This is a genomic window from Rhodococcus sp. UYP9 (assembly GCF_040547235.1).
Taxonomy (GTDB): Bacteria; Actinomycetota; Actinomycetes; order Mycobacteriales; family Mycobacteriaceae; genus Rhodococcoides.
The window spans coordinates 127,083-140,761 of the sequence record NZ_JBEPPH010000002.1 but is presented as its reverse complement, the minus strand read 5'-3'; the positions used below and the strand labels follow the sequence as shown (position 1 = coordinate 140,761).

General features: G+C 62.1%; 15 protein-coding genes. 10 read left to right on the top strand and 5 right to left on the bottom strand.

Translation table 11 applies throughout. From position 1 onward, the window contains the following. Positions 1-73: 73 nt before the first annotated feature. From ABIB36_RS06965 to ABIB36_RS06955, 3 genes are read left to right on the top strand one after another with little or no spacing between them, the layout of a single operon-like run. Positions 74-640: an RNA polymerase sigma factor gene (locus tag ABIB36_RS06965; protein WP_354560041.1), complete on the top strand. Its 567-nt coding sequence runs from the start codon at positions 74-76 to the stop codon at positions 638-640. After that, the gene (locus ABIB36_RS06960) at positions 637-915 is read left to right on the top strand and encodes a zf-HC2 domain-containing protein (protein ID WP_186627261.1); all 279 of its coding nucleotides are present in this window, start codon (positions 637-639) and stop codon (positions 913-915) included. The genes ABIB36_RS06965 and ABIB36_RS06960 overlap by 4 nt, the downstream gene beginning before the upstream one ends. Next, entirely contained in the window at positions 912-2,360 is a 1,449-nt protein-coding gene (locus ABIB36_RS06955; protein WP_354560043.1) for a dihydrolipoyl dehydrogenase family protein, read from the top strand. Before ABIB36_RS06960 ends, ABIB36_RS06955 begins: the two co-directional genes overlap by 4 nt. Here the strand turns inward: ABIB36_RS06955 and ABIB36_RS06950 are convergent. Then, complete coding sequence (locus tag ABIB36_RS06950) at positions 2,332-2,955, bottom strand: CDP-alcohol phosphatidyltransferase family protein (RefSeq protein ID WP_186627263.1); 624 nt, start codon at positions 2,953-2,955, stop codon at positions 2,332-2,334. The two genes, ABIB36_RS06955 and ABIB36_RS06950, sit on opposite strands and share 29 nt — an antisense overlap. Continuing rightward, complete coding sequence (locus ABIB36_RS06945) at positions 2,952-3,659, bottom strand: TVP38/TMEM64 family protein (protein WP_354560045.1); 708 nt, start codon at positions 3,657-3,659, stop codon at positions 2,952-2,954. The genes ABIB36_RS06950 and ABIB36_RS06945 overlap by 4 nt, the downstream gene beginning before the upstream one ends. A 154-nt stretch (positions 3,660-3,813) precedes the next feature. On the opposite strand from ABIB36_RS06945, the gene ABIB36_RS06940 reads away from it, so the two are divergent. Genes ABIB36_RS06940 through ABIB36_RS06925 form a run of 4 tightly spaced genes read left to right on the top strand, consistent with a single transcriptional unit; the run spans position 3,814 to position 7,698 of the window. Beyond that, on the top strand, positions 3,814-5,076 hold the full coding sequence (locus ABIB36_RS06940) for an ABC transporter substrate-binding protein (protein WP_256895497.1): 1,263 nt from the start codon (positions 3,814-3,816) through the stop codon (positions 5,074-5,076). Further along, positions 5,073-5,906 (top strand): ABC transporter permease, encoded by an 834-nt coding sequence (locus tag ABIB36_RS06935; protein ID WP_354560048.1) that lies wholly within the window; start codon positions 5,073-5,075, stop codon positions 5,904-5,906. The genes ABIB36_RS06940 and ABIB36_RS06935 overlap by 4 nt, the downstream gene beginning before the upstream one ends. Continuing rightward, positions 5,903-6,673 carry an ABC transporter permease gene (locus ABIB36_RS06930; RefSeq protein ID WP_261392748.1) on the top strand — a complete coding sequence of 257 codons (771 nt, stop codon included), beginning with the start codon at positions 5,903-5,905 and terminating at the stop codon, positions 6,671-6,673. Before ABIB36_RS06935 ends, ABIB36_RS06930 begins: the two co-directional genes overlap by 4 nt. Then, positions 6,670-7,698 (top strand): ABC transporter ATP-binding protein, encoded by a 1,029-nt coding sequence (locus ABIB36_RS06925; RefSeq protein ID WP_354560050.1) that lies wholly within the window; start codon positions 6,670-6,672, stop codon positions 7,696-7,698. The genes ABIB36_RS06930 and ABIB36_RS06925 overlap by 4 nt, the downstream gene beginning before the upstream one ends. A 3-nt stretch (positions 7,699-7,701) precedes the next feature. Here the strand turns inward: ABIB36_RS06925 and ABIB36_RS06920 are convergent, their stop codons facing one another. Then, positions 7,702-9,153 (bottom strand): radical SAM domain-containing protein, encoded by a 1,452-nt coding sequence (locus ABIB36_RS06920; RefSeq protein ID WP_354560052.1) that lies wholly within the window; start codon positions 9,151-9,153, stop codon positions 7,702-7,704. A 114-nt stretch (positions 9,154-9,267) separates the two neighbouring features. Here ABIB36_RS06920 and ABIB36_RS06915 point away from each other — a divergent pair, with 114 nt between their 5' ends. From ABIB36_RS06915 to ABIB36_RS06905, 3 genes are read left to right on the top strand one after another with little or no spacing between them, the layout of a single operon-like run. Then, positions 9,268-9,732: an SRPBCC family protein gene (locus tag ABIB36_RS06915; RefSeq protein WP_136170756.1), complete on the top strand. Its 465-nt coding sequence runs from the start codon at positions 9,268-9,270 to the stop codon at positions 9,730-9,732. 57 nt (positions 9,733-9,789) lie between these two features. Next, positions 9,790-10,677 carry a tRNA glutamyl-Q(34) synthetase GluQRS gene (gene gluQRS / locus ABIB36_RS06910; RefSeq protein ID WP_354560055.1) on the top strand — a complete coding sequence of 296 codons (888 nt, stop codon included), beginning with the start codon at positions 9,790-9,792 and terminating at the stop codon, positions 10,675-10,677. A gap of 49 nt (positions 10,678-10,726) precedes the next feature. After that, complete coding sequence (locus ABIB36_RS06905) at positions 10,727-11,476, top strand: queuosine precursor transporter (RefSeq protein WP_397517326.1); 750 nt, start codon at positions 10,727-10,729, stop codon at positions 11,474-11,476. Positions 11,477-11,506: 30 nt separating this feature from the next. Here the strand turns inward: ABIB36_RS06905 and ABIB36_RS06900 are convergent, their stop codons facing one another. Further along, positions 11,507-12,187 carry a hypothetical protein gene (locus ABIB36_RS06900; RefSeq protein WP_084345709.1) on the bottom strand — a complete coding sequence of 227 codons (681 nt, stop codon included), beginning with the start codon at positions 12,185-12,187 and terminating at the stop codon, positions 11,507-11,509. 19 nt (positions 12,188-12,206) lie between these two features. Then, positions 12,207-13,613, bottom strand: coding sequence for a glutamate decarboxylase (gene gad, locus ABIB36_RS06895; RefSeq protein WP_354560227.1), 1,407 nt, complete (start codon positions 13,611-13,613; stop codon positions 12,207-12,209). Positions 13,614-13,679: the final 66 nt, after the last annotated feature.

Sequence of the window (13,679 nt, the reverse complement as noted above, 5' to 3'; positions counted from 1 at the left end):
ATTTCATCGAGGCCTGCAGGGCACACTCTGTCGCTATGGGAACACCGCAGGACACTCGAAGGGTTCCATAGCTGTGCCCGAAATCGAATCCGACGCCGTCAACGACGCTCAGGCACGTAATTTTCGCCTCTACGTCGAACCGGAGATCGAGGTGCTCTTGCGCGTTGCCGCCACCTTGACTGGGCCCTCGCAAGCCGAGGACCTCGTGCAGGAGACGCTCATACGTGCGTGGCGCAGCGTCGACAGCTTCGACGGGCGCCACCCTCGGGCCTGGTTGCTGACCATTCTGCGCAACACCAACATGAACATGCACCGACGGCAGCGGCCAGACACATTCGCCGAGCTCGGCGAATACCTGTCCACCCGGCCCGCGTTCGGCGTCGAGGAACTCGGAACCGAGGAGAGAGTCATGACATCGATCTTGTCCGACGATCTCGAGCGGGCAGTCGGGTCGCTGGACCCGAAATTCCGGACGGTTCTGTTGCTGATCGACGTCGATCAACTCACCTACGCCGAGGCCGCGAACGTTCTGGACGTCCCGGTCGGAACGGTGATGTCCCGATTGAGCCGAGCCCGTGATCGGGTTCGACGCCGGCTACGTCCCACATTCGCCTCTGCCACCGGAAAGGGAAAGCCATGATGAAGACCGCGCGGATGATGCTCACCTGCCATTGGTCGGCTCGACGATTGCAGCGTTATCTCGACGCCGACCCGTCGGGCCGGCTCGATCCCGCCGAGGTGCGCAGAATCGAGGCACACCTTGCTGTGTGCGCCAGATGCCGGGCCGCCGAGGGCGAGTTCCGTCAGATCGATACGGCGTTGTCCAGGTGGACGGTACGGACGGTCCCCGATGAGAAGAGCGTCGAGCATGCTCGAAAATTCGTGGATCGACTTACCCGAGGTGATATGACATGAGTTCGATGCCGACCGAAGCCGACGTCGTCGTAGTGGGCGGCGGAACAGCAGGCATCGTCGCAGCCAAGACTGCTGCTGGCTTCGGCGTGCGCGTCGTACTGATCGAGCGGGAGCGGCCCGGCGGTGATTGCCTGTGGACCGGGTGCGTGCCGTCCAAGGCATTACTCGCGGCGGCGTCGACAGCTGCCACGATCCGGGACGCGCGCAGCTTCGGGATCGACGTCGGTCAGCCGCGCGTGGACTTCCCCCGTGTCATGGCGCACGTTTCCCGCGCCATCGCCGAGATTGCCCCGATCGATTCTCCGGAAGCGCTCACCGAAGCGGGGGTGACCGTCGTCGCCGGTGATGCCGTGTTCACCGGACCCGGCACCGTGGCCGTCGGATCGGGGTCCTTGCGTTTCGGTCAAGCCATCATCACCACCGGTGCCAGTCCATCGATACCGCCGATCTCAGGATTGCACTCGACGGCCTACCTCACCAGCGAGACACTGTGGTCCCTGACATCTCTGCCGGAACGACTACTCATCATCGGGGCCGGCACCGTCGGCTGCGAAATGGCTCAGGCCTTTGCCCGTCTCGGCTCGGCTGTCACCCTCGTCGGTCGGGCCGAGACCATTCTTCCGAGGGAGGACGCCTCGGCATCGGCAGTACTGTCCGCAGCGCTCACCGATGAGGGAGTGCACATTCTGACCTCTACGACGGTCACCCGAATCGACGACGGGAAGGCCGTCACCGATTCCGGTCTCGCATGCACGTTCGACGAAGTCCTCGTCGCCACCGGACGTACTCCTCGGACCACGGGGTTGGGCCTCGACGCCGCCGGGGTGTCATTGAAAGAGCACGGTTACGTCGTGGTCGACGATCATCTCCGCACCACTAATCCCCGCATCTGGGCCGCCGGAGATCTGACCGGTCACCCACAGTTCACTCATGTGGCAGGGATGCACGGCAGCCTCGCGGCGAGCAACGCCGTACTCGGTGTGCTCCGAAAGATCGACAAGACCGGCACTCCGCGCGTCACCTTCACCGATCCCGAAATCGCCTCTGCTGGAATCGATGTGCGCACAGCGAAGCGTATCCCCGGGTTGCGATTGCAGACACTCGGGCACGAAGACGTCGACCGCGCGGTCACCGAGGGCAAAACCACCGGCTTCACGACGCTGGTGCTCGACGGCAAGCGCCGCATCGTCGGTGCCAGCGTGGTGGGGCCACGGGCGGGCGAAACCATCGGCGAACTGATTCTCGCCGTCAGGCAGGGCCTGCGCACTCGCGATCTCGCCGGTGCCACTCACCCGTATCCGACGTACAACGACGGGCCGTGGAACGCTGCGGTCGGCGACGTCCGTTCGCAGTTGAGCACTCCAGTTGTATCTCGCGCACTGAACACCCTCGCGAAGGCCCGAGGTAGGTGGATCGTCAGGAGAGAGCGCGGTAGCCGGCAATGATGCGTTGACCCGAACTGACCGCTACCACCGCCGCCCATACCGTTGCGATCTGCCAGGACACTGCTGGGAACAGCAGCCAGAGACTGTGCACGGCAATCGTTTCCGCTCCTTCGGCCAACCCGCCCAGAAATGACAGCGAGCGGCCGTCGTCGAGTGTTCTGCCCGTTTTTTCAGCGATGGAGGAGAACGCGAGAAAGGCCGTGCCGTTGATGTAGTACGCCAGCAACACCAGTAGAAACGGCCACCACGGGGCGTCGTAACCGGCCGACGCACCGACCGCGACGCCCACGACCGTGGTCCCGTAGACGGTGAAATCCGCTGTGATGTCGAAGAACCCGCCCGCACCGGAGGTTGGTCCGCCACCGCGGAGTCGTCTACGGGCCAGTGGTCCGTCGAGTCCGTCGGCAAGGCGCGAGAGGATCCACAGTGCCAACGCGAGTAGCCAGAACTGCAGCCCAGCGGCCACTGCGCTGCCCAGTCCCAGCAGCAGACCGACCGCGGTGATTCGGTCCGGAGTGACCTGGCTGATGTCGAGGATTCGTGCACACCGATCCAGCGGCCCCTCGAGCTTGCGACGCAGATAGCTATCGATCATGGGGCCGCGATGCCGTCGAGATGTGGGCCGTTGGGTTCCGGATCACTCTTCAGGGCGAGACGTTTGGCAGCCAACGACGACCCGACGCCGATCACGAGGACGGCCACCAGCGCAGCGGCGAACGGCCAGGACAGCGGAGAGGTTCCGTACGCGCCGAGGGCGGTGAAACCGACAGTGGCCGGGATGATGCCGACCGCCGTGCCGAGCAGGTAATCACGCTGGCCCACGGCGCTGATACCCGCCGCGTAGTTGACGACCGAAAATGGGAACACTGGGATCAAGCGGACGATGAACACCGACATCAAACCGCGTCGCCCGAGCATGGCGTCCAGCCTGCGGAGCTTGCCCCACTCCGAGCGTGCAACCGATCCACGGCCGAGCGCACGCGCCGCCCAATAACCCACATAGGCGCCTCCCGTTGCAGCCACGACCACCACCGTTGCACCGACCGCCAACCCGAACAGCAATCCGGAAGCGATGGTGAGGGCGCTCGCTGGGAACGGCGTCGCCGACAGCACGACATACAGAATTACGAACGCAACGATCCCCCACGCACCTGCGTCCGCGACCAGGGTTCGGATCGACTCCGGATCCGGAAGGTCCACAGTCGCGGCCACGATGACGACCACCATGATCACGGCGGCAGCAGCTGCCAGCTTGATCGCGGTGGAGCGGCTACGTGCCGGTCGGGGGTCCTGATTCACAATTGCTACCTCTCGTGCTCGACACACAAAACAGTTCTTCTACGACGGGAAGTCCTCGACTACCCCAGTGTGTTCCCCTATCACCGGATTCGACCGATTACCGTGGATCAGGCAGCGTCGACTCTGTCTGCATCCTCGGACCAGGAGGCCCACGTTGTTTTCTCGATCTCATACCCGTCGACCGAGAAAGTACGCGTTCGCGGCCCTGGTGGTTGCCGCGAGCGTGGGGTTGGTCCTGTCCTCGTGCGCAGCCCCGTCGTCCGACGCGCCGGTCGCCGAGGAACTGTCCTGGAGCGAGATCGAACAGCAAGCGCAGGGGAAAACAGTCTCACTGTGGATGTACGGCGGTGACGAACAGGGCAATACGTACGTCGACAACGTCCTCACCCCCGCCGCCGCAGCCGCAGGGGTCACGCTGCGTCGTGTGCCCGTCGAATCCACCACCGACGCCGTCAACCGGATTCTCTCCGAGCGGCAAGCAGGTGTCACCGATGGAGAGGTCGACCTGGTGTGGGTCAACGGTGCAAATTTCGGGACCGGTCAGCAGGCAGGCGCGTGGCTCTGCAATTGGACACAGAATCTACCGAACATGGAGTACACGGACCCCGAGGACCCGCTGCTGAGCAGCGATTTCGGTACGCCGGTGAACAACTGCGAAGCACCCTGGCACAAGGCGCAGTTCACGCTCGTCTACAACTCGGCGGCAATAGCGGACCCGCCCCGCACTTTGGACGAAGTATTCGACTGGGCCGAGGCCAACCCCGGCCGCTTCACCTATCCTGCGCCCCCGGATTTCACCGGTTCGGTATTCGTCCGCGAGGCACTGGTGAACCAGTCCGGTGGCGTCGAGAAGGTGCCCGCCCAGTTCGATCAGGACACCTACGATTCTCTCTCGCCGGCCGTGTTCGATCGGCTGAACGCCCTTGCACCGTCGCTCTGGCGCGGGGGCACCACGTATCCGCAATCATCGAGCGAACTCGACGACCTGTACGCCGGCGGGCAGGTGGACATGACCATGACCTATGGGCCCGCGACGCTGCCACAACTTGTCGCCGACGGCACCTATCCCCCCGAGACGCGCGTCCTGGCTCTCGATGAGGGCACCGTCGGCAACGCGAGCTTCCTGGCGATCCCGTCGACGTCGGGGCAGTCCGCGGCAGCGCAGGTCGTCGCCAACATCGCACTGTCACCGGAGCAGCAGCTCGCCAAATCCGAACCAGATGTATGGGGCCAGTTCACAGTGCTGGACACTTCCCGCCTGACACCGGAAGTCAGGGCGCAGTTCGAGGCGCTCCCGGCCTCCCCTGTCCTCCCGCCATACGAGGAACTCTCGGCCAACGCTCATCCCGAACTGGCCGCGGAGTGGGTCACGCCGCTGGACGAGGGGTGGCGGCGATCCGTTCTCGCGGGGCAGTGAGCCAGCGAAAGGTACGCAGCACCCTCTGGGTGCTTCCAGCGGTGATTCCGGTTTTACTGGTGGTCGGCGGTGGCCTCGGAGCTGCCCTGCTGCAAAGTCTCGGTCTGATGCCTCTGGTGGGACGGCCCGCACTCACCCTCGATGCCTATTCTGCCCTCGGTGGAGATCTCTGGAGTTCTCTCGCGCTCACTCTTGCCGTTGCGACAGTCTCGACTGTGCTGGCTACATTGATCGGTCTTGCAGCAGCATCGACGGTGCTGTCCGGTAACCGAACGGTGTTGATCGCCGCGGCGCTGACGTTGGCCGTACCCCATCTGATCGGTGCGGCCGCCATGGGTTTGCTGCTCGCCGACTCAGGATTACTCCCGCGCATCTTCGGGCTCACCGACGGCGGATGGCCGGAGCTTGTCGGTGGACGCTGGTGGATTGCCGTCGCACTCGAATATGCGTGGAAGGAATCGGCTTTCGTCGCCATCGTCGTGGCGGGCACCCTGGCAACGCGGGTGGCAGGATTCGACGAGACAGCGGCCACTCTCGGTGCGGGACGATGGGCACGCTTCCGCTTGGTCACGCTGCCGCTGCTGCGGCCGGCCCTGGCAGCGTCGGCTGCGATAACCTTCACCTACACCGTCGGGTCCTACGAAGTGGCCCGGATTCTCGGTCGGCCCTATCCGGAACCATTGTCCGTCATGGCAATTCGATTGTTCACCTCGATCGACCTCGCTGCCCGTCCCCAAGCTGCGGCCGCTGCGATGGTTGCCGCCGCACTGGCGATTGTCGTGTCCGCAGTCGCGCTCAACTATCTCCGCAGATCGGCGGTCTGGAAATGACGGCGACGCGGCCCGCGGGGCGGTTACTTCTGGTGGTGTGGTTCGTGCTGCCCCTCATCCCGATAGCTCTGTGGGCGGTGAGCAATCAGTGGTCGTTTCCCGATGTACTGCCGCAGGAATGGGGAGTGGACGGAGTTCGTAGCGCCGTCGCGGCCGGCGGAACAGAAGCCTTCATGAGATCTACGGGTCTCGCCCTGACTGTCGCCGCGATCGCAACGCCGTTGGGAGCATGTGCGGCCCGGGCCCTCGCGCGTGGCGATGTGCATTTCCCTGGCGTCGTCGCGGCAATACTGTTCGCTCCGCTGGCACTGCCACCCTTCGCGGTAGCGCTAGGTTTGAATGTAGTGATTCTGCGTGCACGAATTCCGAGCACGCTCGCGGTGATCGTGCTGCTCTCCGTGGCCGCGATTCCGTACACCACATATCTGATGCGGGTGGCCTTCGGTGCATACGACTCACGGTACGAGGAGGAAGCGCGAATGCTGGGTGCTTCGAAGTCGATGATCCTGTGGCAGATCAGAATTCCGTTGCTGGCACCGGCGCTGTCCGGATCCGCTTTGCTCGCTTTTCTCGTGGGATGGAGCGACTACGTGATCACATTGTTGGTCGGCGGTGGCAGGCTGGTGACGGTACCGATATTGGTAGCCTCGTTCGCTGCAGGGACCGGAAACGACGCCGTAGTAGCCGCATTGTCGATCGCAGCCATAGTGCCCCCTCTCGTACTGATTACGCTGCTCTCGCGTCTCGGAAGGGGGACGGCCCGATGAGCGTCGAACTATCGGTTCACGGACTCACCAAAGTTCATTCAGGCCAGACGAGTTCAGCATTGACTTCGTTGAATCTGACTGTTCGACCAGGTTCGTGCACGGTGATACTCGGCCCGTCCGGTTCTGGCAAGAGCACCGTACTACGGTTGATTGCCGGCCTCGATGCACCGACGACGGGAACCATCTGCATCGATGGCGTCGACGTCACCGGAGTCCCAGCAGAGGAAAGAGGCGTCGGGATGGTGTTCCAGCGCCCGATGCTCTTTCCGCACATGTCCGTCGTCGACAACATCGGCTTCGCCTACCGCGCCGCAGGCCACAAGCGGAGCCATGCCCGCGAACAGGCGCACAGGTACCTCGAGTTGGTCCATCTCGGTGACATCGGCGATCGATCGGTATCCGACATCTCGGGTGGTCAAGCACAACGAGTGGCGTTGGCCAGATCCCTCGCCGGTTCACCGCGGGTGCTGCTACTCGACGAGCCTTTCAGTGCGCTCGATCCCCTACTGCGCACGGAGATGCACGACCTCGTTCGGGAGATTCGCACCGAACTCGACCAAACGCTCGTACTGGTCACTCACGATCAGCAGGAAGCTGCGGCACTGGCCGATTCGGTAGCCGTACTCATCGACGGCGAATTACAACACCATTCCGATGTCGCATCCGCCTACACCCGACCCAGCACGCTGGCCGTCAACCGTCTCATGGGCGGACTCAACGAGATCGACGGACACCTCGCCGGCGGCGTTCATCGTTCCGCTATCGGAGATTTCGAGGTCGATGCTGCCTTCGGTGACGGGTCTGCGGTGCTTTTACTGCGTCACGAAATGATCCGTGTGGTGGATACTTCCGAGGTTCGCGGTGTTGTGGCGGCACTGCGTCCAACCGGCTTCCGGAACATCGCCGACGTGAGAATCGGCGGGGGCAGCGTCAAGGTCGAGCTACCCGCGGGAGCGACGACGCGGGTGGGCGAGGAAATTTCATTGGAGATTCCGCCCGAGGCAAGGGCTGTGGTCTTTCGCTGATCCTCAGCCACAGCATCCGGGGGAATGTGCCACCGTCAAGGGAAGCAGTCGGCGTAGTTCCTGGTTCTCCCCCGGATCGAGCACCGAATGTTGTACACACGCCGGCACCAGTTCACCGGTCTCGGGATGTGCCATCGAATAGGTGCATGCCGCCAACCTATCCTGTGTTTCGCGCAGTACAGGATCGGAAGAAACCTGACCATCCTGCATCAATTTCCATGCGGGGGCGACATTTTCGGCATCCATGAAGCGGTGTACGACGAACGTCATCGGGCGTACTTCCTTGCGGAGCAAAGCCACAACCACCGTTCGGCCGCCGCATCGCCGCAGTACGCTCGCAGCCCACTTCACCGCCACGACAACACCGTGCGGATGACCCACCAGCACCCGGAGTAATTTCAGGACCAAGGTAAGCGGACCGGAGCCGCCGAAGTTCACACCTCCGAGATGGGTGAAGAATTCTTCGCGGGCACGCTCCTCGACCTTCGACGTCACCTCGAGAAACGGATGCCACCGACGACCGACCATGAACCCCAAAGCTGTTCGGTTACACCGCGGATCACCGAACTGGATCGCCGAGTACGAAATAGGTTGCCCCATGCCGAGTTCGATCTGCTCCCAGACCGTGTCGATGTCGATCTCGCGGTAGTCACCGTGCCACCGGCGTTCGTCGCCGACGAACGCCGCAGGCTGAAAAGAGACCATCGAATAACCGCCCATGTCCACCACTTCGCCCACGACAGCTGCAACCTCGTCGATGTTGTCGGGGGTGACGGTCATGTTGTGCGCGAGGTAAGACGCAATGCCGTGTTCGCTTTTCAACCGAGTGAACATCTCCGCGAATCGGCGACGATAGGGCGTGAGCTCGGCTTCCGTTCGTGGGCGAGGGATTCCGCTTCGTCCACGCATCAGCTTGTCGAAATGTGCAGCGAAGGAAACTCGCCCGAACCTGGCGTTACCGTCGGGATCCAAGACGACCGCCCGCAGATACTCGTAGTCGAAGTCACCGTGTGTGAACGACATCGGCTCGCGTCCGTAGTCCCGCATGATCTGCAACGCTGCAGCATGGTCATCGGGAGCCAGCAAGCTGACCTCCCCGCCGATCAACTGTGCGTGTGCCCGCGGGCCTCGGCGCGATGCCAGGAATTTCAGTTGCGCCCTTACCTCACGGAGGGTGTGCTCGCCGTCGACGCGAACTTTGTTCGCATCGACGCTGTGGTAGCACGGGCTACATGTGAGATTGCACTTCGGAAACACTCCGTGAGTGCCCTCGCATCCGACGGCATGCCGACCGAGCGTCTGTGCCGGTGTTCGTGCCGCCTCGGGTAGGGCCGCCCATCTCGCGTCCAATGCAGAACGGGTTCTCGGGTCGACCGGCCGGTAGCGAAGCTCGATCCGACGCGCGTACGCCCGGGCCCTCTTCCACATTCTCGGCCTCGATGTCTTCACGGTCATGCAACCCGGTGCGCACTGCTCATCCTTCCAGTGTGCGCGAACATGAGATGGTCACGGCGACATCCGACGGCGGCCGAGGTTGCCGAGTCAATGAACCTTCGGCATGGTGGAGGTATGACCGACAACGCAAAGATCACTGTCGAACGCACCATCGAGGCTCCCGTCGACGCGGTATTCGATGTCCTGTCCAATCCCGAGCGACATCAAGCGCTCGACGGCTCCGGTTTCATTCGCGGCGTGGACCATGCCGACCGGATCCAGAAGGTCGGCGAGGTGTTCACGATGAACATGGCGGGCGATCACATGGGCGGCGATTACCAAACCGACAATCATGTTTCGGGATACGCGAAAGACAAGTTGCTGGCCTGGAAGACCGCGCCCGCGGGCACCGAGCCTCCCGGATGGGAGTGGCTGTGGGAACTGGAATCGCAGGGGCCGAACGAGACCTTGGTGCGCCACACCTACGACTGGTCGAAAGTGACCGATAAAAAATTGCTCGAGCAGGTCAAATTCCCGCTCGTCACCAAGGAGCAGTTGACGGACACCCTCGGTCGATTGGCTGCCGAAGCTACTTCCTGATCGATCCCCGACTCGACCGGGCTTCGTCGATCGATGCACCGAAACTAGAGTGGTCTCATGAGCACGGGTGCAGGACGTTTCGCTCCCAGTCCGTCGGGAGATCTACACCTGGGAAATCTGCGCACTGCACTTCTGGCCTGGTTGTTTGCCCGATCGACCGGTCGGAAGTTTCTGATGCGGATGGAGGATCTCGATCGCGTCCGCTCCGGCGCCGAGGAGCGCCAACTCGCCGATCTGCACGCGATAGGCCTGGACTGGGACGGCACTGTCGTCCGCCAGTCTCAACGCACCGCGTTGTATGAGGACGCGATCACTCGGCTGCAGGAGTCGGGGCGGACCTACGAGTGCTTCTGCACCCGCAGAGAGATCCTCGAGGCGGCATCGGCACCCCACGCCCCGGACGGCGCATACCCGGGGACGTGCCGAAACCTCACCTCGATCGAGAAAGCGTCGATCTCGCGCACTCCCGCGCTGAGATTGCGCTCCGAGGTGACCAACTTCTCTGTCGACGACGCGTTACTCGGCCGATTTCACGGGCTCGTCGACGATTTCGTGCTCCGCCGAGCGGACGGTGTTGCGGCGTACAACCTTGCTGTCGTCGTCGACGATGGCGAGCAGGGCATCGACCAGGTTGTACGTGGTGATGACTTGTTGACGTCCTCGCCGCGCCAGGCCTACCTTGCTTCACTGCTCCAATTACCTACTACCACTTACGTGCATGTGCCGCTCGCACTCAATGCTCAGGGGCGCAGGCTCGCCAAACGCGACGGTGCGGTGACATTGGAGGATCAAGCTGCACTCGGCCTCGGCCCACAGGATGTACTGGCAGTTCTGGCGCAATCGCTGGAGTTGGCAGGCCCCAACGAACCGGTGACGATGACCGAACTGCTGGCGCGTTGGAATCCGAAGTCGCTCCCGCGCACGCCGTGGATATTCGAGACATAACGGATATTCCCTCGACAGCGATTCGGACCTGGGGATTACGCGTGTTTGGATAAGGCACGTGACAGCTCCGCAGACCCCAGACGAACCCGATACCGTAGCGCAGTTCGCGCACGTGAGCCGTGGTTACTATCCAACGATCGTGGCCTTGTTCGTGGCGACCCTGATCATCTCGAATGTGTCCGCCAGCAAGGGCGTCGCATTCTTCGGTGACAGCGACGTCTTCCTCGGCCCCTTCCAGATTCTCCCGATCAATACCGACGGGGCTTTCTTCCTGTTCCCCTTGGCTTACATCCTCGGCGACGTGCTCAGCGAGGTGTACGGGTTCAAGGCGACGAGGCGTGCAATCTATCTCGGCTTCGGGTCGATAGTTCTGGCCGCAGTCTGTTTCTGGCTCACCATCGAACTTCCTGCCGCCAGCTTCTACGAAAATCAGGAATCGTTGGAAACCGTCGTCGGTGTGGTTCCGCGGTTGGTCGTGGCCGGGTTGGCCGGCTATTTCGTAGGCCAGATGCTCAATTCACTCGTGCTCGTGGCCATCAAGGAGCGCACCAAAGAGAAGCACCTCTGGGCGCGCCTCATCGGTTCGACCATCGTCGGTGAATTCTTCGACACCCTCATCTTCTGCTCTATCGCGGCCGGGGTCATCGGGATCAGCACCTGGGCGGACTTCATCAACTATGTCATCGTCGGATTCCTGTGGAAGACGATTGCCGAGATCATCGTCATGCCGATCACCTACCGGGTCATCGCGTACATCAAGAAACGCGAGCCCAGCTACCAGGAATCGCTCAACCCCTGAGCCGATATCCGGGTACCGCACGACGGTCGACTACCGGGTGGAGTCGAGATCTCGACCTCGACTCCACCGCGGTAGAACCAGGAACGACGCGAAGAAAAAGCACAGCGCACCGACGAAGGTGCCAGTGTTGGCGAGCGTCGAGTCGACCGTGACACCGTCCGGGGTGACGAAGGCAGCCACCGCGGACACGCCGAATGCGACGCACCCGATCAAGTTGATCTGCCCGGACCACCAGTCGGCCGCGCTCGGATCCCAGAACTTTCGGGCGTGGGTATACGCGATGATCACCAGTACCCCGCTGATGAGGAAAGCGACCGAGCCTCCCGCATCCGGACTCCAGACGAGGCGTTTCTCTTGGGTGACCGATCGTGATTGCAACGCAGCGGTGGTGCTGACGTTGAACAACAACGTACCGACGAATTGCGTTGCGGCGGCCAACCACTCGGCCCGCACCATGAAGCCGGATCCGTACGAGACCTCTGTCGTGACCGCGCCACTTCTGACCAGCTGAATGAATCCAGCCGCGGTGAAGAACCATGCGCCGATGAAATAACAGATATTGGACGCCGAGGCACCGGCCCAGGTACCGAACCCTGGGGCAGAACCCAAGGCGAACAGTGAAGAGCCGATCATGAAGCTCACACACTGCTTGTACAAAGTGGGCGTCAGGAGCACAGCGTGCCAACGCGGTGTTTCCGCAGCAATACTCATGCAACCGCCTCCGGTCTATTCAATGATGGAAGTGGGATCCTTCGCCCACTCGCGGCATAGGCGCAGAAAGGCTGTCGAGAAAAGTAACCTCGCCTTCGAGGTCTCTGAACAGTGCGTCTGCTAGATCCTCGCTCAACCCGGCACGTACCACGATGCGCTGAACTGTCATCTCACCCAGATTGTCGGCCATCGGATAGGCAGGAACGAGCCATCCCTTCATCCTCAACCGATCGGAGAGGTCGTACAGATTCCACTTGTCGGTGTACCCCTCTTTCAGTCGCCAAGCGAAGACGGGGATCGTGTCTCCCTTGCTGACCAGTTCGAAAGCATCCAGTCGCGCAATCTTCGACGAAAGATGATGTGCCACATCGAGTGAACCCTGCTGCACCTGACGAAAGCCCCTGAACCCCAATCGAAGGAACATGTAGTACTGCAGCAATACCTGAGCTCCTGGACGCGAGAAGTTCAGCGCCAAGGTGGGCATGTCTCCGCCGAGGTAGCTGCAGTGGAAGACCATGCTCGCGGGCAAGGCTTCTTCATCGCGCCAGACGATCCAGCCGACGCCGGGGTACACCAGACCGAACTTGTGGCCGGAGGTATTGATCGACGCCACCCGCGCGACTCGGAAGTCCCACTCGAGATCGGGCTGACAGAATGGAGCAATCATGGCTCCCGAGGCTCCGTCGACGTGGATCTGAACGTCAAGCCCGGTATCGGCTTGAATCTCGTCGAGCTTCTTGGCGATCTCGGCGACGGGCTCGTACATGCCGGTATAGGTCTGCCCCATGATGGCAACCACACCGATAGTGTTCTCGTCTACATACTTCTCGAGTTCGTACCCGTCGAGAACCATGTGGTCTTTGCTGATCGGCACCCACCGCGGTTCCACCTCGAAGTAGTTGCAGAACTTCTCCCAGCACACCTGAACGGCGGTGGACAGAACGATGTTCGGGGTCTCGGTCGACTTCCCCTCCGCTTTACGACGGCCTTGCCAACGACGCTTGAGTGAGAGTCCTCCGAGCATGCACGCCTCCGAGGAACCGATCGTCGAGGTACCGATAGCGTTGTCGACGTCGGGACTGTTCCACAGGTTGCCCAATATCTTCCAGCAGCGCTCCTCGATTGCAGCTGTTTGTGGGTACTCGTCCTTGTCGATCATGTTCTTGTCGAAGGTCTCGCTGTAGAGCTTCTTGGCCTCGTCGTCCATCCAGGTACTGACGAAGGTGGCGAGATTCAGCCGCGCGTTGCCGTCGAGCATCGCCTCGTCGTGCACGATCTGATACGCCGTCTCCGGCAGACTCATGTCGTCTGGAATCCTGAATTTCGGTAGCTCGGTGGCCTCACCCGGCCTGACGAACACCGTGTTCAAAGAGAGCACGTCACCGAGGTTGGTGGTTTGTCGTGCATTTGTGTGGTGTTTGGTCATGACGTCCTTCTTCCGCTCGTGGCAGAGCTCTGTCTGTGCAGACATCAGAAGCTAACCAAAAACACT